Source organism: Nitrosomonas sp. Is79A3 (assembly GCF_000219585.1).
Lineage (GTDB): Bacteria > Pseudomonadota > Gammaproteobacteria > Burkholderiales > Nitrosomonadaceae > Nitrosomonas.
Map to the genome: position 1 here is coordinate 2,068,295 of NC_015731.1, position 21,413 is coordinate 2,089,707.

A 21,413-nucleotide genomic window follows, 5' to 3' on the forward strand; every position below is an offset into this window, starting at 1 on the left:
GATGGAAGAAATCTCAAAATTATAAAAACTTGTATCATCATGAATGCAGGGAAAAGCGATCCCGGCACCTGATCAAGTAAAGGAGCTTTGCTGCTTGGGGTCATCTCGAGTCGATACTTAATATAATCGTCTCACTATACTTTTGAGAAGCCTAGCGCCCTATTGTTATGTGCTAACTTAACACCAAAATCAATCGCTAAGTTTTAATTATCATTAAGAAGCATCCGTATTAATCTTAGTGCCCTATTTGCTATTATAATTAATTATATTGGCTGTAAGAATTCAACAGTCATTATTATGTAGAATCAAGCAATAAGTTATACAGAAATTACTTCTGATTTGACTTAAGATCTGTACCGAAATTCAGGAACCGTATGTCTAGTGCATCACTAAAAGTTTTAACCTACAACATCCACAAGGGTTTTAGTGCAACTAATCTTCGATTTATCCTTCATGAAATAAAGAATTTATTGCGCCATATCGATGCCGATGTGATTTTTCTACAAGAAGTACACGGTGAACGCAACATCTCCAATAACCGGTTTGATGATTGGCCCAATAACCGGCAATTTGAATTTCTTGCAGATCAAGTTTGGCATCATTACGCATACGGAAAGAATGTTATTTATGAATCGGGACATCATGGTAACGCGATATTAAGTAAATATCCCTTTATTGAATGGGAGAATATTAATGTCTCTATGTTACGATCAGCCAGTCGCAGTCTTTTACATGGAACGATTCAAGTTCCCGGAATCCATCAGAAAGTTCACATTATATGTGTACACTTGGGACTGTTTGGGCATGAAAGAGAACGTCAACTTTCAACGCTAGCAAAACGCATCAACTCCCATGTTCCATCCAGTGAGCCATTGATCATTGCCGGCGATTTTAACGATTGGCGTGGTCGCGCAGAACACTACTTGCATCGAGATTTAGGTGTTAAGGAGGTTTTTAAGATGGCCCGTGGCGCATATGCACGCACCTTCCCTGCTTGGTTGCCTGTCTTATCAATGGATCGGATTTATTACCGCGGACTCGATGTTATCAACTGCAACCATTTACACGGCCAACCATGGCAACAATTGTCAGATCATATTCCGCTATTTGCCGAATTCAAATTAATTTGAAATATTACTTCGATACCAAAAGAAGAAAATAAAAGTTTTATTTTCTTCTTAATGTTTAATTAAAGATTCCACTAATTTTTCTTCACTACTTGACTGTAGAGTTGGCTGGGTAATGGGAGCAGGTATTAGTTCTGGTTTGTGCTCTAGCGCTAAATCAAGTACTTGATCTATCCATTTAACGGGATATATAGTTAGCTGATTTTTCACATTTGAAGGGATATCAGTTAAATCTTTCATATTCTTCTCAGGAATAATCACTGCCTTAATCCCGCCTCGATGCGCAGCTAGTAATTTTTCCTTTAAACCGCCTATCGGAAGCACTTCACCTCTTAAAGTAATTTCTCCTGTCATAGCGACATCCGCTCTCACGGCGATATTTGTAAGAACAGACACCATTGCAACACAAATTCCAATCCCGGCGCTTGGCCCATCTTTTGGTGTTGCACCTTCTGGGAGATGTATATGAATATCATTTTTTTGATAGAAGTCCTCCGCAATCCCTAACAGATGAGAACGTCCTCTAACAACAGAAAGTGCGGCTTGAATTGATTCCTGCATAACTTCACCGAGTTTTCCAGTAGTAATAGTTTTTCCTTTTCCAGGTAATACAACAGCTTCAATAGTCAACAGTTCACCACCGACTTCTGTCCAGGCTAACCCAGTTACTTGCCCCACTTGATTTTTTTCTTCTGCAACGCCATAAGTGTAACGTCTCACACCTAAGAATTTATCCAAATTTCGCGATGTAACAACTACTTTATTCTTTCCCTTTTTTAGCAACATCGCTTTTACAGCTTTCCGGCAGATTTTTGAAATTTCCCTTTCCATTGCTCTTACACCTGCTTCTCTTGTGTAATAGCGCGCAATATCTCGCAACGCAGATTCCGATACGCTTAGCTCATTTTCCTCGAGACCATGATTACGCATCTGTTTGGTTAATAAATAGCGTGTGGCTATATTCAACTTCTCATCTTCTGTGTACCCTGATATTTGGATTACTTCCATACGATCAAGTAAAGCTGGAGGAATATTCAGAGTATTAGCTGTTGCCACAAACATAACGTCGGATAGATCATATTCCACCTCAATATAATGATCCACAAATGTATTATTCTGTTCTGGGTCAAGAACTTCCAGTAAGGCAGAAGAAGGATCACCACGAAAATCCATGCCCATCTTATCCACTTCATCAAGTAAAAATAATGGATTCTTAACACCCACCTTACTCATATTGTGTAATATCTTGCCTGGCATTGATCCGATATAGGTTCTTCTATGTCCACGTATCTCAGCTTCATCCCGCACACCACCTAGTGACATACGTACGAATTTTCTGTTTGTGGCATGTGCAATTGATTGCCCAAGCGAGGTCTTGCCAACGCCAGGCGGGCCAACAAGACAAAGGATCGGTGCTTTCATTTTGTTTACGCGTTGCTGAACAGCCAGATATTCAACAATCCGCTCTTTGACTTTTTCTAAACCGTAATGATCCTTATCAAGAACTTTTTCCGCTGCGCTCAAATCAAGATTTATTTTACTTTTCTTTTTCCATGGCAAAGCCACGAGTGCATCAATATAGTTTCGTACTACTGTTGCTTCCGCAGACATCGGAGACATTAAGCGAAGCTTTTTTAATTCTGATTCAGCTTTTGTATGTGCTTCTTTGGGCATTTGAGCAGACTTGATTTTTTTCTCAATTTCATCAATATCAGCGCCGTCCTCTCCTTCGCCTAATTCTTTCTGGATCGCTTTTACTTGTTCGTTTAGGTAGTAGTCACGTTGACTTTTCTCCATCTGTCGTTTAACTCTACCGCGAATACGCTTTTCAACTTGCAGAATATCTAATTCCGTTTCCAACAAACCTAGTAAATGTTCCAAACGTTTGGATACATCAAAGATTTCCAGAACTTCCTGCTTTTGCTCAAGTTTTAATGGCAAATAAGCGGCAATTGTATCAGCCAAGCGTCCAGCATCGTCTATACCACCCAATGAAGTGATAATTTCTGGTGGAATTTTCTTATTAAGTTTAACGTATTGATCAAACTGAGTCAGAATGGCACGTCGCATCGCCTCTGCTTCTGGGTTATCTGTTGTTTCAGGCAATACTTGCGATGCTCTGCCAGAAAAATGAGTCTCAGAATCAATTAAATCCAGAATACGAGCACGATGATTACCTTCTACCAAGACCTTAACAGTTCCATCTGGTAGCTTCAACATTTGTAATAAGCTCGCAATACTACAAACGTTATAGAGATCCTCAGGTGCAGGGTCATCTTTAGATGCTATTTTCTGGGCAACAAGTAGAATATTTTTATTCGACTCCATTGCAAGTTCAAGTGCTTTAATGGATTTCTGTCTTCCAACAAAAAGTGGTATGACCATGTGCGGAAAGACAACCACATCACGCAACGGCAGGAGTGGCAGTATCAATTGCTCAGAACTCTCAATCAAAGAAGTCATATCTACTCATTTATAAAATTCAAAATTGATTAATAAAATATATGCACTGATCAGAAATTAAAGATGCAAAATCAATATGAATTAGCATATATCTATCAATCATAAATACTTAAAATAGGGCCGTTAAATAAGCATATTCTGTTCCTGACCAATTATTTGGAACGTTTAGCAACCTTGGATTGATCAGAATAAATTAATATTGGCTTAATATCATCATTGATCGAATTATAGTCAATGACAACCTTAGAAACATTTTCTAATGACGGAAGATCGTACATAATATCCAGCAATATTTCTTCCAGAATTGAGCGTAATCCACGCGCACCTGTTTTGCGTGTTAATGCTCGTTTTGCAATTGCTTTTAGTGCTGGTTCCCGGAATTCCAGATCTACCCCTCCTTCCATATTGAACATTTTCCAGTATTGCTTAACGAGTGCGTTCTTGGGTTCTGTCAATATTTGAATCAATGCCGCTTCATTAAGTTCTTCTAATGTAGCTACAACGGGTAAACGTCCAACAAATTCTGGAATCAAGCCAAATTTAACCAAATCTTCAGGCTCTACTTGCTGTAATACTTTATTCATATCCTTGCGCGTATGATTTTTTACATCAACACCAAAACCAATCCCCCCCTTTTCGGTCCGCGCTCTAATCACTTTATCGAGACCATCAAATGCGCCACCACAAATAAACAGAATATTGGTGGTATCAACTTGAATAAATTCTTGATTAGGGTGTTTTCTTCCCCCTTGAGGAGGAACCATCGCAATAGTTCCTTCAATTAATTTCAATAGTGCCTGCTGCACGCCTTCACCTGAAACATCTCGTGTAATTGATGGATTATCCGATTTGCGAGAGATTTTATCTATTTCATCAATGTATACAATGCCTCGTTGCGCTTTCTCAGCATCATAATTACATTTCTGCAGCAATTTCTGAATAATATTCTCTACATCTTCGCCGACATATCCTGCTTCAGTCAAAGCTGTGGCATCTGCCATGATGAAAGGCACATCTAAAAGTCGCGCCAAGGTTTGTGCGAGTAGCGTTTTACCCGAACCGGTCGGACCGACAAGCAGAATATTACTTTTTGAGAGCTCAATATCATCTGTATCATCTGATTTTGTTACATTTTTCAGGCGCTTATAGTGATTATAAACCGCTACGGAAAGTATCTTTTTGGCTGACTCTTGTCCTATTACATATTGATCCAGTATTTGGCAGATTTCACGAGGTACCGGCAAATTTGATTTGACCAGTTTTGTCGCATCATCACCTTGCATTTCTTCACGGATGATGTCGTTACACAAATCAATACACTCATCGCAAATAAATACAGAAGGGCCGGCAATAAGTTTTCTTACTTCATGTTGACTTTTGCCGCAAAAAGAACAGTAAAGAAGTTTCTCGCTACTAGCTTTGTCTGGCATATTATTATCCTACAGTAATCGAGTTTAAATACCCGTGATTAAAACAATTGCTTACAAGCACTTCACTTAATTTGCACTTTCTTCTCTATGTGTTAATACTGCATCAACTAAGCCATAATTCACAGATTCAACCGCACTCATGAAGTTATCACGATCTGTATCTTTTTCTAAATCAGACACTGGACGTCCCGCATGTTTTGCCATAATCTCATTTAATCGCGCTTTAAGATATAGTATTTCACGAGCATGTATCTCAATATCCGAAGCTTGTCCCTGAAACCCCCCCAGCGGCTGGTGGATCATTACACGTGAATTAGGCAAACAATAACGTTTCCCTTTTGCTCCAGCAGTTAGTAGCAATGCCCCCATACTTGCCGCTTGGCCGATACATAAGGTACTTACATCCGGTTTAATATACTGCATTGTGTCATAAATGGCCAAACCAGCCGATACCATACCGCCAGGTGAATTAATATAAAAATGTATATCTTTCTCTGAATTCTCAGATTCAAGAAATAAAAATTGTGCCACCACCAAGTTCGCTGTAGTCTCCGTCACAGGGCCTACTAGAAAAACCACTCTTTCCTTTAATAAGCGCGAATAGATATCATAAGCACGCTCCCCTCGCCCGCTTGTTTCTATCACCATTGGAATTAAACCCAAATTCTTAGGTTCCAGATCGTACATATTATCAGATAGTTGCGTCATTTCAAGATATCCCCATCAGCTCATCGAATGTCACTGTTCTGTCAATTAATTTTATTTTTTCAAGTGCCCAATTTACTACATTCTCTTCCAGAGCTAATGATTCAGCTTCTTGCAAGCGTTCTGGAGAAGCGTAATGCCATTTAACCACTTGTTCTGGATTTTCATAACTTTGCGCCGCATCTTCAATTATGTTACGAACTTGTTCTGACGTGGCCTTAAGTGCGTGAACCTTTACAAGTTCTGCCAGAATCAAACCTAATTTTACGCGATACTCTGCTTTTTCTTTAAAAAGATCGGCTGTAAGAGGTATATCTTTCGCTTTCATTCCTCGCGCTTCAAAGTCACTTCTCGCATTCTGCATTAATCTTTCTTTTTCCTGATTAATCAGTATGCTAGGCGCTTCAATTCGAGTGTTATCTAAAAATGCTTGCATAATTTGCTCTTTGATTCTCGATCTAATACGCTTTGAAACTTCACGTTCGAGATCTTTATGTATTCCTTCTCGCAATTTTTTGATATCTCCATCGGGAATACCCAACAACTTGGCAAATTCCGCATCGACATTTGGCAATACCGGTTCTTCAAGCTCATTTAGTTTTGCTTCAAATGTAACGGTCTTTCCAGCGATATCTTTACCGTGATAATCATCCGGAAAAGCAACATCAAATGATTTATTGTTCCCTACTTTCATACCAATCAGTGAAGCTTCGAAATCCTTTAGGAATTTTCCATCCCCGATTATCAACTGAATACCTTCAGCCTTTCCACCAGGAAAATCATCACCATCAACAGTCCCATGGTAATCTATCTTGACACGATCCCCCTTTTTTGCCGCGCGACTAACTGGTTCATATGTCACGCGCTGTTTACATATCATATCCAAGGTCTTATCAATGTCAGCTTCCTCAATCTGCACAGTAGGCCGTTCGATATTTTGCTTACTTAAATCGCCTAATACTATTTCCGGATAAACTTCGAATGTTGCACTGACCGTGTAGAGTGTCTCGTTATCATTCGCTGCTTTCGCTTCAAAGCGTGGGTACCCAGCAACCTGCAGGTTATGTTCCTTAACGGTATCCTTAAATTCTTTATGCACAGCATCATTTAACACATCTTGTTGGACTTGCATGCCATACATTTGTGTAATTATTCTTATTGGAACTTTTCCAGGACGGAAACCATGTAATTTGGTTGTCTTCGCCAGCCGTTTTAAGCGATTCTCAATTTCACCCTGCAGTTTTTCCAGAGAAATTGTAATATCACAACGACGTTCTAGTGTACCGAGATTTTCTACATTTGATCCCATTAAAGTTCCTGACTGATTAGATATTTTTCAATATATTACATTGCTACCCGATTATTATTTTTTGATATTATCGAATAGAAAACTCTGCAATAACATACAAATCCATTTGGTGCGAAAGGGGGGACTCGAACCCCCACACCTTTCGGCGTCAGAACCTAAATCTGGTGCGTCTACCAATTCCGCCACTTTCGCATTTCATTTTACCTACTAATTATACCTTTTAATCCCGCTAACCGCAGCCAGATCATTCAATACATAGTACTTTAGCAAAATACAGTATGACCACTCATTCCTTTACTATCTGGTCCCATCAAATATAAATAAGATGGCATCAAATCTTCAGGTTGCCGCATTGTTAGCTTGACTTCACCTGGGTGTGTTTTGGCGCGTTGCGGGGAATTAACGATGCCTGGCACAAGTGTATTGATCCGTAAATTTGGCATGACATCCCACTCATCGGCTTGCACTTTTGCTAATGCTTCTATTCCAGCTTTTGCCACTGTAATTCCTCCCCAATAAGCCGATGGTTTATGCCCATAAGAACTCGATGTCACTATGACACTGGCATCAGGAGAAGCTTTTAACAAAGGCAGACATGCTTTAGTCAAGGCAAATGGAGCAATCAAATTAACTTGCAGCATTGCTCGCCATTGCTGAACAGTCTGATTTTCTAGTGGACTTAACCCATATAAAAATGCAGCATTGTGCAAAATTCCATCCAAACGACCCAGCTGTTGTTCGATGGCTAGTGCTATCACCGCAAAGTCATTTTCTTCGGCATGTTCCAAATCTAATGGATAAATTAGAGCTTGTGCTTTACCAATAGTTTCAATTTCATCATAAACTGATTCCAGCTTTTTTACTTTGCGGCCATGCAAGATCACCGTAGCTCCATAACTTGCATAAGTCAGTGCCGCAACACGTCCCAGACCTTGCCCTGCACCAGTAATGAGTATTACACGATTTTTAAGTAGATCTTTGGGTGCGGAATAGTTTTCTAATTTATTCATAAGTTGGAATTTATCACGATAAAGTATTTTTAGAGAAAATAAAACACCTTAATAAGTATCATTATTCCTCCATTCAGCTCGTCAAGCATAAAAAAACAGACTCCAACAAAATATTGGAGTCTGTTTTATATCAAAAATTTGAGTAGCGTAAGTATTAATACTTACATATCCATACCACCCATGCCACCCATGCCACCCATGCCACCGCCCATGCCACCAGCAGCGCCAGATTCGTCTTTAGGCAATTCAGCAACCATTGCATCGGTTGTTAACATTAGACTTGCAACTGAGGCTGCATTCTGTAAAGCAGAACGGGTAACTTTAGTTGGATCCAAGACCCCCATCGCTACCAGATCACCATACTCACTTGTTGCCGCATTGTAGCCAAAATTTCCCTTGCCTTCAGCAACTTTATTCACCACAACGGATGGTTCATCACCACAATTGATTACAATTTGGCGCAATGGCTCTTCTAGAGCCCGCAAAACAATCTTAATACCGGCATCTTGATCATGGTTGTCCCCCTTAATCTGCTTAACAACCGGGATAGCACGTAACAATGCCACACCACCACCAGGAACAACGCCTTCTTCTACCGCTGCACGAGTTGCATGCAATGCATCTTCAACACGCGCTTTTTTCTCTTTCATCTCAACTTCAGTAGCAGCACCAACTTTAATAAGTGCCACACCGCCTGCTAACTTAGCCACGCGCTCTTGCAGCTTTTCTTTATCATAATCGCTAGTAGCTTCTTCTATCTGAGCGCGAATCTGTTTGACACGGCCTTCAATGTTTCCAGCATTACCTGCGCCATCAATGATCGTGGTATTTTCTTTACCCACTTCAATGCGTTTGGCTTGACCCAAATCATTCAATGTGGCTTTTTCTAAAGTCAAACCAACTTCTTCAGCAATGACCGTACCGCCTGTTAGAATAGCGATATCTTCCAACATAGCTTTGCGACGATCACCAAAGCCAGGTGCTTTAACTGCACAGGTTTTGAGGATGCCTCGAATATTGTTCACGACTAAAGTTGCCAGTGCTTCGCCATCCACATCTTCAGCAATAATCAATAGTGGTTTGCCTGCTTTGGCTACTTGTTCTAATATCGGTAACAAATCACGTATATTAGAAATCTTCTTGTCATGCAACAAAACAAAAGGATTATCCAACAAAGCAATTTGCTTTTCTGCACTACTTACAAAGTAAGGAGAGAGATAGCCGCGATCAAATTGCATCCCTTCAACCACTTCCAGTTCATTCTGTAGTCCAGATCCATCTTCTACAGTGATTACGCCTTCCTTGCCAACTTTATCCATCGCATCCGCAATGATCTTGCCTATTTCATCATCAGAGTTCGCAGAAATACTGCCAACTTGAGCAATTTCCTTGGCTGTCGCACAAGGCTTTGAAAGCTTTTTCAATTCACCGATGGCTGCCGTAACTGCCTTATCAATCCCGCGTTTGAGATCCATTGGATTCATGCCGGCAGCAACATATTTCATACCTTCTTTGACGATAGCCTGCGCTAATACCGTTGCAGTGGTAGTACCGTCACCAGCCACATCAGAAGTTTTGCTAGCCACTTCTTTCAGCATCTGCGCGCCCATATTCTCAAACTTATCTTTCAGTTCAATTTCCTTAGCAACTGAAACACCGTCTTTGGTAATGGTTGGTGCGCCATATGAACGATCCAGTACAACATTGCGGCCTTTTGGTCCTAATGTTACTTTTACTGCGTCGGCTAAAATATTAACACCAGCCACCATTCTGTGGCGCGCTGAATCACCAAACTTCACTTCTTTTGCTGACATAACTTTTCTCCTAATCTTTCAATACATTATCTTTGGTGGGTTATTGAATTAAAACGTTTAGCCTTCAATTACACCCATAATATCTTCTTCACGCATGACTAAAAGCTCTTCGCCTTGAACTTTGACAGATTGCCCAGCATATTTACCAAACAATACTTTGTCGCCAACTTTAACTTCCAATGGACGGATTTTTCCGTCATCCCCGGCTTTTCCTTTTCCCACTGCCAGAATTTCACCTTGATCAGGTTTTTCTGCTGCACTGTCTGGAATAACAATACCTGATGCGGTTCTGCGTTCATCTTCTAATCGTTTGACGATAACACGATCATGCAAAGGGCGAATATTCATACTATTTTCTCCAATTGAAATTGATAACCTGAAATTTACAAAATAATTTGCAATCTATTCTCATGAACTTTCGAAGCAGTTAGCGCTTCGTAATATTACAAAAAATCAATATTAGCACTCACCAGACAAGAGTGCTAATAATAATAGGGGTTCTTCCTCAGAATTTCAAGCTGATGGATGCAAATTTTTTTATGTGCTTGTAAGGAAGTAAATAAATCCGGAATAAAAACGAAACAACTCTGGAATTAAATCAACGCACTGCTACCATACATCATTTGATCACAGAAGCATGGTTATTGACAGAATTTGCAAAACAACGGGTGGTTTGAATGGGCTAGCAAACATCAATATATATATCATCAGAAGTGTCCGGAGATTTAATTGAATAGATTCAGTTGGTTATTATTTTTCGACATGGTTATTTGCACCTCGGTATTTTTAACCAATTGATCGATAGGTGTTTTCTCGAAAAGAGTCAGGTTTAAAATCTGTAGAATTGTGTAAAGCGAAGCTTCGGTATTGAGCCGCTTTTTCACGATGGCAACCAAGACATAACCCGATATGGCAATCCATATCTGCGTTTTGACTGCGTTCTCAGTAGTTCCGTAGAAACGCTTGATACGAAGATGTTGCTTGATCCACTTGAAGAATAGTTCGACCTGCCAGCGACAACGATAAAGCTGAGCGATGGTCAGCGCAGGTAAGTCGAAGTTGTTGGCTAGAAATACCAGATGCTTGTCGTGTTCTGCATCGTAGAACTTGATACGCCGCAGGTGCTGAGGATAATCCTTGCTAGCCTTGGGAGCCCTTAGGGCAATGGTTTGGTCACAGCGCAGTCCGGTGGATTTGTCCACGGAGCGAGAGTAGACGCGGCGAAAAAGCAGATTGGATTTAGCGCGTGTTACAAAAAATGCTTGTGCTTGGTGCATGGTGTACCAGCGAGAAAAATCGGTGAAGCCCCGATCCATGATGTAAAAGCTGCCAGCTTCGGGTGTCAGGATGTCGAACACATTGACCTCGTGCATCTTGCCATCGCTGATATGAATGAAGGTTGGAATATTGCCGCGCAGGTCAAGCAGCGTATGCATCTTAACGGTAGCCTTGGTGGAGCGGAAGCGTGCCCACGGAAAGACGCTCAAGCACAAGTCAATGGTCGTGGTATCGAGTGCGTAGACCGTTTGTTCCAGCTCGACAGCAAAGCTGTCGCTGGCGTAAAGCTTTCTGGCTGTCTGGATCAGGCTCATCGCGAAATCCATATAGATGCGGCAGTCGCGCTGCTCGTTGGCATCAGCCAACGTACTCTTGGCGATGTTGCCTCGTATGCCCAAATGGTAGAGCTTGGCTTGGTGGGCGCGCAGACAGGTTTCGATGTCGCGCAGACTCTCGCGGTAAGTCAGTTGTGCGAAAGCCATGCACAGAAACTGGTCGAGATGCGAGAACTTGAGTGTTGGATATCGACCTGAATATCTGGCTACGCACTGATGAAACGTGCGCAAAGGCAGGTGCTCCATTAATTGGGCAAACACCAATTTCCCTGCGTGCATATGCAATCTCCTGACAAAAGTCAGAAGTTTGGCGCAAGTTGAAATCGATTACAGAAAAATATGTCATTTAGTAATGGTCGTTCAACGAGTTATCATGCGACAATTCTCGAATCTCCGGACACTACTGATATATCATATACACAATACATGCTGGCATCTGCCGTAACCTTAAATCAATTCTCAATTATGCCATGTTGAATCACTTCATCATTTTATGATTTATTCGCATAACGGATCTGGATCAATGAAAGAGCACAAGAGTTCGTACAGTTAAGTGATATACTTTTCTTGCAGATATATCCGATCACCAGCACGGGCATGTGGATCAAGCTTTTAGGGCTAATGCGATAGTTTATAAATAGCAATAGCCTTCGCAGCTATGCGAGCCGATGATGAAATGCATGGTGATGTGCCTGCACAAAACGATCCAACATTCAAAAGGATTAACCTTAATTCTTGTCTTATTCTTTATCCACCATCGTAAAATTTTGCATATTATTTAAAACTGTTTAGCGAAAAAAATGATTCTATCGCTGTTTGAAATCATTTTTCTGAATGTTTCAAAGTAATTGTTCGCAATCAGTATTTGCCTTATATTGGAATAACAAGTGTAAAACTTGTCGGATTTTTTCGTTGAATATTCAGCTCCGCAGAAATCTGTTCACATAATAATTGCACAAGCAGTAAACCCAGGGATGCAGCATTCTCTATATCGAGTTCCTCCGGTATGCCTATACCATCATCTGTAATGTTTACCTGTAAAATCTCAGAACTCAAATACTTTAAAGTAATATTAATATTTCCAGAACCGTTCTCAGGAAATGCATATTTCAGCGCGTTAGAGCATAGTTCATTAAGAATTAATCCTAAAGGAACACTTGTATCAATTGAAAGAAATACTTGATCAGCATCAATATTTATTTGTATTCTAGAAGTATTAATAGCATAAGAAGTCAAAAGACTATCTACTAGAGATTGAGTAACGTTGGAAAAATCAACTCGAGAGAAATCCAATGATTCATATAAGATTTGATGTATCAAAGCCATGGATTTCACTCTGTTTTGGCTTTCTTTCAAAACAGATATAGCCGTACTATTAAATAGCAAATCAGACTGCATACCAAGAAGGCTATCGATAATCTGAAGGTTGTTTTTGACCCTGTGATGTATTTCCGCTAAAAACAAATCTTTCTCTTTTAACGCTGCTTTGAGCTGTTCTTCTTGTTGTTTCCGCTCCGTAATATCAATAACGGAAGCAAGCACCACAATACCGCTGGGCGTTTGGATCGGATTCAGACCCACTTCAACGGGAAATTCTTTTCCATTCTTGTGCAAACCATAAAGATCCCTGCCATGACCCATGGAACGTCTACTTGGATTCTCCAGATAATTATTTCTTAGCCCTGGATGATGCCCACGGTGCGATTCTGGTATCAATATCTCAATGGATTGGCCTAACAATTCTTCACGTTTATAGCCGAATAATTCCTCCGTAGTAGAATTTACCATCATAATTTTTCCCTCATGATTGGTCATGACCATACCGTTGGGAGAAGCCTCAACTGCCAGGTGTATCATTCCCTCGGCGTGTTTGCGATCAGTAATATCTACGATAGCAGCCAATACAAATATCCCATCATTCTCGGTTTCTACGGGGTTCAGGCCAACTTCAACGGGAAATTCTTTTCCATTTTTGTGCAAACCATAAAGCTCTCTGCCATGACCCATCGGGCGCGATTTTGATTCGCTGATATAGGCTTGTCGGTATTCAGGGTGCTGCTTTCGGAATCGTTCAGGCACAAGCATCTCAAGAGGCTGGCCGATTAATTCTTGCCTGGAATAACCGAAAAGCCTTTCGGTGGCAGAATTAACCATGACAATTTTTCCATCAGAATTCGTCATGATCATGCCATTGGGAGAAGCTTCCACAGCAAGATGCATCATTTCTTTTGTATTGCTGAAACTTCTGAATGGGTTCAGTGGCATATTTTTATTTTATTCCTTGAATAAAACTTCAACAGGGGAATGCTTAAAATTTTAAAGCCTTCAGACGATCAGGTAATTTTTTTATTAAATAAGGTATTTGATCATGACTGACTGGTCTGCTGAACAAATAACCCTGAAACTCATCACAACCAAGATTACTAAGAAAATCAATTTGTTCGTATGTTTCGATACCTTCTGCAGTGACTTGCAGATTGAGCTTTTGGGCCAATGCCAGAATAGCTGCCGCAATGGCACAATCATTGTTATCGTGTGGTATATTTTTCACGAAACTTTGATCAATTTTCAACCGGTGAATCGGGAGATTCTTGAGTGAGCTCAAGCAAGAATACCCTGTTCCAAAATCATCGATAGAAATAGGTATTCCAAGATTTTTCAGTTGTTCCAAACAGGTGATGTAAATCAATTCATCCTGCAGGCAGGATTCCGTGATTTCCAGCTCAAGTAAGTGAGCAGGCAAAGAATATTGTTGCAATAATTCTGCAATAAATTTTTGTAGATGCTTATCCGCAAGCTGGCGGATAGAAATGTTAACGGCAATTCGCAAACCATTTAGGCCTTCAGCTCGCCATTGATTGAGCTGCCTGCACGCTTCCGTCAGAATCCAGTTGCCAATTTCAACAATAAGTCGACCTGTTTCAGCAACAGGGATAATTTCTGCCGGCGACAATAATCCTTTAACAGGGTGTTGCCAGCGGATCAGCGCCTCTACCCCGGTTATTTTTTTCTGCGCTAAAGAATATTGCGGCTGGTAATGAAGAAGAAATTCATTTTTCATTAATGCATGATGCAACTCTCTCTCTCGCGTCATGTAATGAACGGCCTTTTGCGTTAAAGCCGGATGGTAAAAAGCATAACTGTTACGTCCCTTATTCTTGGCTTCGTACATGGCCGTATCCGCCATTTGCACTAAATCATCAGGATGATTGGAATGTTCCGGGTAAACACTGATACCGATACTGCATGATGGGACAACTTCCATATTGCTAATGACCACCGCGCTAGAAAGACATTCCAGTATTTTTTCAGCGACCTTGACAAGCGCATCGTGAGTTTCGACATTCGTTACAAGAACGATAAATTCGTCGCCACCTAATCTTCCCAAGGTATCGCTTTCCCGCAATACCGCAAGCATTCTTTGCGAAACGAAACACAGCATCGAGTCGCCATGTCTATGCCCCAAAGTATCATTAATGCGCTTAAAGTTATCCAGATCGATAAACAATACGCCCAACAGCGATGAGTCTCGCGCAGCTTTGGCAAGAGCTTGTTTTAGCCGATCCATAATCAACATACGGTTAGGCAAATTTGTTAGATTATCGTAATACGCAATCTGTGTAAGCTGTTCTCGTGTTTCCCGGATAGCTGTGATATCCGATATCATAACAACGAATTGATTCTCATCACTGGCATCAGCAGGAATGAATCCAATCGTTACCCAGGCATACATCGTTTCTTTATTGCTCTTGAATGCTTTGATTTCACCCCGCCAATGACCATCCTTCTCGATACCTTGCCATATATTATGGTAGATATCTTCGCCCAGAAAACGACTGGTTAGGAATGGTAATTCTTTATTTTTTAGATTACGCGGTTGAAACTTGGTAATCTGATAAAAGGCGCTATTAGCACAATTAAATAGCCTGTCTTTCTTAAGAATAATGATACCTTCTGTAGCACACTCAAAAACAGTAGCAGCCTGTGCTAATCGGTCTTTTGCAAGATGGCTCTCGGTTGTCTCCTGCAAAACACCAACTATTTGGTTTTTTCCTGCATTGCGATTTTTAAATGACTTGCCATACAATTTATACCAATAGGTTTTTCCAACATCAGGATTGACACGAAATTCTATCTCCGCGGAGAAACCTTTCTTACTGCGCAACTTATCAATAAATTCAGACACTTTCTGTTTGTCACTCTCATCAATTGTATGAAAGAAACTTTTCCAGTCGGATATCGGTTCAAGATTCCCCTCAGGACTTTTACCCATGAATATCTCATGAGAATCTGTTGTTACTTCCCATGTACCTAATCGCGCAGCTTCCAGTGCAAGACGAAAGTGCTGCTCATTCTTTATAAGCAGAATGTCGCTTTCAAAGCGCTCTATACTAACCTGGATAATAATGTGTAATTCCCTATCGGAAAAAGGTTTTAACAAATATCCATAGGGTTTGGTTGTTTTCGCCCGAATTAAGGTTTTTTCTTCCGAATAAGCAGTCAAATAAATGATGGGAATACTATGTATTTTTTGCAATTGGCCAGCTACTTCAACGCCATCCATATCTCCCTGTATATGAATATCCATCAACACGATATTTGGCAACTCTTGATCCACCAATGACAGTGCTTTCTGCCCGCTAGCAGCCATCCCTGTAACTTGATAACCTAATTTGGTCAGACGTCTTTTCAGATCTAAAGCAACTATCTTTTCATCTTCAACAATCAGTATCTTGGTGTATCCATTCATAAATACCTGCCCATTCAGAATAATAATTTATATCGAATAATCAACAACAATTTAACACCCTCTGCTTCGATTATTTTTTAACGAAAACCGGGGAATTTTGAGATTAAATTTTTGGAAATAAACATCAATTTGTATTGATGTGCGTGTTTAATGCTACAGAATATTATGAAAAAGCATCTATGAGGAAAGTAAATAAACTAACATAAAAGAGGAATAAATTAATATCAGCATTGTCTTACTATTTTTTAAGAAAACCCTGAATAATGCCAATTTTTCCCTCCATATTTTCAAGCATCGGATTAAAGGAATAATTTGCTGCAACTGATCAGACGGTCAAGAATTTCGAATAATTAATCGATAGCCTGATTAAACCGAAAAAACACAGAATAACTATATTATTGATCCGGCCATTAAATAGTTTTAAGCGGCATATTTTACGTACGGATCTTGGAAGTAAGAAGCAACGCGCTCTGGATTATTCTGCAGCATCAACATATGATCATCGACAGCGGCATGTAATTTCTCCTTGGTACGCACCGGAACTTTCGAACCGATAGCCTGCTTCAAATCTGAGTTTAATCTTTCTTCTGGATTTAATTCCGGACTGTAGCTGGGTAAATAAAAGCATTCGATCTTTTCCTTATTTTCTTCCAGCCAAGCCTTCACTGGTTTGCTGTGGTGCGCTCTCAAATTATCCAGGATCAAGAACACTTTCTTCCCTGCATCCTTGATCAGTAGTTCGAGAAATTCAATGAGTCTATCTGAATTGAAATTTCCATCAATAATCTGCCAGCGTGCACAGCCTTTGTTGGTTACAGTGGCAATCATTGACAGCCGTTGCCGCGTGCCAGGAGCGTAGGTCACGGGTGTTTTTCCCTTGGGTGCAAAGCCACGTCCTCGCACATCCGTATTGACTAATCCTGTCTCATCACCCCAGTGAATCTCCCCGCCTTCAGTTCGAGCGCGCTTGGCAATATCCGGATATTGCTCATTGAGCCATTGCTTTACCGCCTCCGGGCGTTGTTCATCAGCACGTCGGATCGGCTTCTGCGGGGTAAATCCCCAACGCTTGAGGTAGTGTCCCACCGTGCGTATCGGCATGGATATGCCACATTCCTGCTCAATTAACTGTCTTATCGCCCCACGATTCCACAACGCAAAATCCATCTTCAGTTGCCCAGGACGCTTATCACAAATAAGCCGTTGCAATCTCAACTCCTGCTCTTCGCTTAGGCTGCGTTTGTCACCCGTACGTCGGCCGCGTCTACCAGGCTTTAGTCCAGCTGCACCACCTTCTTCATAAAGTCGAATAATCTTCTTCACAGCCGTGTCGCTCAGCTCCGTAACCTGCGCTATTTGCCCAGGTTTCCCGCCTCGCTTGTGAAGACGAATCACTTGCCGGCGACGTTCATGCAGCGCTTCATCTCTTAAGGTTCTTGCATCTATTTTTTCCATCCTCCTACGACATGCAAAATCAACAAAAATCAAACTATTTATTGGCCGAATCTATAGTGGTGGTTTTCCGAAGAAAAACGAGGAGGCATGTTTTTTTTCATAACGTATGAACCTGAATGGAAATATCTCCCCCTGCTTGATGTTACGGAAGCAAAATTGTTCTGACACAGTATCACTGGACATAAAGGAAAACACTATGCGCTTGAATGAAGAAGTAGTCGGCAACCTCGGTTCGTTGTTGCAAACTTGACAATGATGAATGGACACGCCTAAAAGCCGTGCAATAGTAGTTTCGTAGTGGTGATAGAGAAGGGTATCAAAGAAGATGGAGCACCTCAAGGGCGCTCCATCTTCTTAACTGTGACAGCGGACAATAACTTCGAAACACAAGACAAATGATATGAAACGGGTGAAAAAAGTATTTTCCGTCAAATCGCTGCCAAAGCGCAAATGATTTGACGGCTTTAAAATAAACTCTCAGTGGATTAGTTCAGATTCAAAGCAGATAATTTAAATCCGAATGAGATTAAAATCCACTGGATAGAGCCATACTACACAAACAAAACCTCAAATCAATCTTAGTGCAATGCCGCTGCTTCTTTTTTCTCGCATATTAGATTTGCACAATATGTTTCGTGGATACCATCCAGGAAGCTCCATAGTGCATCACACGCTTCTTTGGTAGCAGAAAGTACTTCAGCTTGTTTCTCCGATGTATCGGCAAAACGCTCAATGATTGCCCATTCGGCTTGTGAGTGATAAATATCAGCTTTTTCATGTACCGAGAAAAATTCATAATCTTCAGGATTTTTCATGCCATAAAATTTAGCCAATCCATCAATTTTCACGGCGGCAATATCAGGCACTTGCGATTCAAATGCATGCAACGCAGCAAGTCCTGCATAAAATGGACGATTTAAACAAATATCGCGAAATGTGGAAACAAGATTCTCAGTATTAGGTAATGCGGCTGCATTAGCTAAGCTCTTATCAGTTGCACCCAGTGCAAAAGCAAAGTTTTTCCATAATGCCGGGTGATTCTTTTCGCCGTGTTCTTCGTCGATTAGATTTTTTAATACTTCCTGACGCACACTGATATCACCGCTGTTTGACTCGGAATGAATATGCGGTGTATTAAAGTGCACAGCGCTTAAATAGGTTGGTTCAGCTAAAACATTATAAAAATATTGTTCTGCATAATGGCGCAATTGTTCTTGCGTCAGTTTGCCTTCTGTCCAGGCGACATAGAAAGGATGTTTGAGCAGGTGCTTTTCACCGATAATGGCTGTAATTTTTTGTTTGAGCAGGGTATTGGTTGTCATGATTACTCCTTTTAAACCGAGATGGATAAAGATGCTGCATATCATCGCTTAAATAACATCAGCAAGTCAAATTTAGCTAACCTGCGTTGCGCGCAGCTTGGCTGGATAAATACCGGCTTGCAGCAATCATATTGCGTAATGCCGGTTTCACTTCTTCCCAATTACGCGTTTTCAATCCGCAATCAGGATTCACCCACAAACGCTCAGCAGGAATACGTTGCGCTGCTTTCTCCATCAAATGAATGATTGATTCCACAGAAGGTATATTGGGCGAATGGATATCATACACGCCTGGGCCAATCTCGTTGGGATACTGAAATTGATCAAATGCATCGAGCAATTCCATATCGGATCGCGAAGTCTCGATCGTAATGACATCCGCATCCATTTGAGCAATGGCTTCCATAATGTCATTGAATTCTGAATAACACATATGCGTATGAATCTGCGTTTCATCTTTAACGCCATTCGCAGTTATACGAAATGCGCGGATGGCCCAGTCAAGATAGGTATTCCATTGCGATTTTCTCAACGGCAACCCTTCTCGTAATGCTGCCTCATCAATCTGAATAATCCGGATACCCGCTTTCTCCAAAGCGATCACTTCATCGCGAATCGCAAGCGCCAATTGCACGCAGGTATCTGCGCGCGATTGATCATCACGCACAAATGACCAATTCAACATGGTTACCGGCCCGGTTAACATGCCTTTCATCGGTTTCTCGGTTAATGATTGGGCGTATTGAATCCATTCGGTAGTAATCGCCTGAGATTGTGAGATATCACCAAATATAATTGGCGGTTTGACACAGCGTGACCCGTACGATTGCACCCAGCCAAACTGAGTAAAAGCATAGCCAGACAATTGTTCGCCAAAATACTCCACCATATCATTGCGTTCGGGTTCGCCGTGCACCAAAACATCCAATCCTAGCGCCTCCTGCTCTTGCACGCAGCGCTTAATTTCATTTTGCATCGCCTGACGATATTCTGATTCTGTTAACTTGCCTTCGCGGTAATCATGGCGAGTTTGTCTAATTTCCTGTGTTTGCGGGAAAGATCCAATGGTTGTAGTGGGGAAAAGCGGCAGTTGAAATTTTTTCCGTTGCACGACTGTGCGTTGATGATAGGGTGATTGACGCGTCCCCATCGCTTCATTGATTTCAAGCACACGCGCTTTTACGGCTGCCTGATGTGCGCGTTTGGATTGCTTGCGGCTGGTAATCGCTACATAATTTTCCTGCAATATTTCAGCAACACTCTCTCTGCCATGATTCAGTGCTTTTGCCAGAACTTCAACTTCATTTAACTTCTGCACAGCAAACGCCAGCCAAGACTGAATATCCGTATCTAACCTCTGTTCATTATCCAGATCAACAGGCACATGCAGCAGTGAACAGGATGGCGCAAGCCACAGCCGCTCCTGCAAGCGTGCAGCGATAGGTTCCAGCCAATCCAGTGTTGCCGATAAATCAGTTTTCCAGATATTACGCCCGTTGATAACGCCCAAAGAGAGGGTTTTATGCGTTGGCAACCAATCAATTACCTTGGCAATTTCATCTTTGGCCGTGATGGCATCCAGATGCAATCCATCAACCGGCAGTTCGCAGGCTAATTGCAAATTATCCTGCAGTTGCCCAAAGTACGTCGTTAATAGCAGTTTGATGGGTGTGGCCTGTAGCTGATAATAAGCTTTTCTCAAAGCATGCTTCCATTCCGCAGCCAATTCCATTACCAATATGGGTTCATCGATCTGTACCCACTCGATGCCTGAATTCTCTAACTCATGCAGCAATTGTGCGTAGGTATTTAGCAGATCATCCAACAAATCAAGCTTATCGGTACCATCCTTGGATTTTCCCAACCATAAATAAGTAACCGGACCGAGAATGACCGGTTTGACTTGATGACGGGTTTCCCTGGCTTGCTGAATCTGTTCAAGCAAATGACTGGAATTCAGTGAGAAACACGTATTTTTCTCAAACTCGGGTACGATGTAATGATAATTCGTATCAAACCACTTTGTCATTTCACCGGCATTGACACAGGAACTGGCAGAATCGTCATTGACCGAGCGTCCCCTGGCTACCCGAAAATAGTTGTCTATCGCACTACCCGGTAATCCACTGACGCGCGCCGGAATATTGCCCAACATAAAACTGGTGTCCAGAACATGATCGTATAACGAAAAATCACCCGCCGGAATCCAGTCAAGCCCGGCTTGATCCTGCCAGTGCTGTGCTCTAAGCTCGATTGCGATTTCTAATAAGGCTTGTTCAGAAATTTCACCTTTCCAGTATTTCTCCAAAGCAAATTTTAACTCTCGCTTTCTGCCGATACGCGGAAACCCCAGACTGTGCGTTGTTACCATGATTCAATCACCACTCATAGAATAATAAAAGTTCGGCTATTGTA

At 41.3% G+C, this 21,413-nt stretch carries 14 protein-coding genes and 1 tRNA gene; 1 reads left to right on the forward strand and 14 read right to left on the reverse strand.

Translation table 11 applies throughout. From position 1 onward, the window contains the following. Nucleotides 1–374 precede the first annotated feature (374 nt). The gene (locus NIT79A3_RS09495; protein WP_013965984.1) at nucleotides 375–1,130 is read left to right on the forward strand and encodes an endonuclease/exonuclease/phosphatase family protein; all 756 of its coding nucleotides are present in this window, start codon (nucleotides 375–377) and stop codon (nucleotides 1,128–1,130) included. Between the two features lie 48 nt (nucleotides 1,131–1,178). Here NIT79A3_RS09495 and lon read toward each other — a convergent pair whose 3' ends face one another. From lon to metE, 14 genes are all read right to left on the reverse strand, one after another. Next, nucleotides 1,179–3,590 (reverse strand): endopeptidase La, encoded by a 2,412-nt coding sequence (gene lon, locus NIT79A3_RS09500; protein WP_013965985.1) that lies wholly within the window; start codon nucleotides 3,588–3,590, stop codon nucleotides 1,179–1,181. A gap of 152 nt (nucleotides 3,591–3,742) precedes the next feature. Beyond that, nucleotides 3,743–5,020: an ATP-dependent Clp protease ATP-binding subunit ClpX gene (clpX, locus tag NIT79A3_RS09505; RefSeq protein WP_013965986.1), complete on the reverse strand. Its 1,278-nt coding sequence runs from the start codon at nucleotides 5,018–5,020 to the stop codon at nucleotides 3,743–3,745. A gap of 66 nt (nucleotides 5,021–5,086) precedes the next feature. Beyond that, nucleotides 5,087–5,728 (reverse strand): ATP-dependent Clp endopeptidase proteolytic subunit ClpP, encoded by a 642-nt coding sequence (gene clpP / locus NIT79A3_RS09510; protein ID WP_013965987.1) that lies wholly within the window; start codon nucleotides 5,726–5,728, stop codon nucleotides 5,087–5,089. Between the two features lies 1 nt (nucleotide 5,729). Beyond that, on the reverse strand, nucleotides 5,730–7,034 hold the full coding sequence (tig, locus tag NIT79A3_RS09515) for a trigger factor (RefSeq protein WP_013965988.1): 1,305 nt from the start codon (nucleotides 7,032–7,034) through the stop codon (nucleotides 5,730–5,732). A 107-nt stretch (nucleotides 7,035–7,141) separates the two neighbouring features. After that, nucleotides 7,142–7,226: transfer RNA gene (locus tag NIT79A3_RS09520), tRNA-Leu, on the reverse strand. Nucleotides 7,227–7,297: 71 nt separating this feature from the next. After that, on the reverse strand, nucleotides 7,298–8,044 hold the full coding sequence (locus tag NIT79A3_RS09525) for a YciK family oxidoreductase (protein WP_013965989.1): 747 nt from the start codon (nucleotides 8,042–8,044) through the stop codon (nucleotides 7,298–7,300). A gap of 161 nt (nucleotides 8,045–8,205) precedes the next feature. Next, complete coding sequence (groL, locus tag NIT79A3_RS09530; protein ID WP_013965990.1) at nucleotides 8,206–9,858, reverse strand: chaperonin GroEL; 1,653 nt, start codon at nucleotides 9,856–9,858, stop codon at nucleotides 8,206–8,208. Between the two features lie 57 nt (nucleotides 9,859–9,915). Next, on the reverse strand, nucleotides 9,916–10,206 hold the full coding sequence (locus tag NIT79A3_RS09535) for a co-chaperone GroES (RefSeq protein WP_013965991.1): 291 nt from the start codon (nucleotides 10,204–10,206) through the stop codon (nucleotides 9,916–9,918). 377 nt (nucleotides 10,207–10,583) lie between these two features. Then, nucleotides 10,584–11,750: an IS4 family transposase gene (locus NIT79A3_RS09540; RefSeq protein WP_013965992.1), complete on the reverse strand. Its 1,167-nt coding sequence runs from the start codon at nucleotides 11,748–11,750 to the stop codon at nucleotides 10,584–10,586. Nucleotides 11,751–12,341: 591 nt separating this feature from the next. Beyond that, nucleotides 12,342–13,736, reverse strand: coding sequence for a PAS domain S-box protein (locus NIT79A3_RS09545; RefSeq protein ID WP_013965993.1), 1,395 nt, complete (start codon nucleotides 13,734–13,736; stop codon nucleotides 12,342–12,344). Nucleotides 13,737–13,779: 43 nt separating this feature from the next. Then, nucleotides 13,780–16,221, reverse strand: a complete 2,442-nt coding sequence (locus NIT79A3_RS09550) for a GGDEF domain-containing response regulator (protein ID WP_013965994.1) — start codon at nucleotides 16,219–16,221, stop codon at nucleotides 13,780–13,782. A 420-nt stretch (nucleotides 16,222–16,641) separates the two neighbouring features. After that, a complete protein-coding gene (locus NIT79A3_RS09555; RefSeq protein WP_013965995.1) occupies nucleotides 16,642–17,676 on the reverse strand; it encodes an IS630 family transposase in 1,035 nt (344 codons plus the stop codon). Between the two features lie 578 nt (nucleotides 17,677–18,254). Next, the gene (locus NIT79A3_RS09560) at nucleotides 18,255–18,998 is read right to left on the reverse strand and encodes a CADD family putative folate metabolism protein (protein WP_013965996.1); all 744 of its coding nucleotides are present in this window, start codon (nucleotides 18,996–18,998) and stop codon (nucleotides 18,255–18,257) included. A 76-nt stretch (nucleotides 18,999–19,074) separates the two neighbouring features. Then, nucleotides 19,075–21,369: a 5-methyltetrahydropteroyltriglutamate--homocysteine S-methyltransferase gene (gene metE / locus NIT79A3_RS09565; protein WP_013965997.1), complete on the reverse strand. Its 2,295-nt coding sequence runs from the start codon at nucleotides 21,367–21,369 to the stop codon at nucleotides 19,075–19,077. Nucleotides 21,370–21,413: the final 44 nt, after the last annotated feature.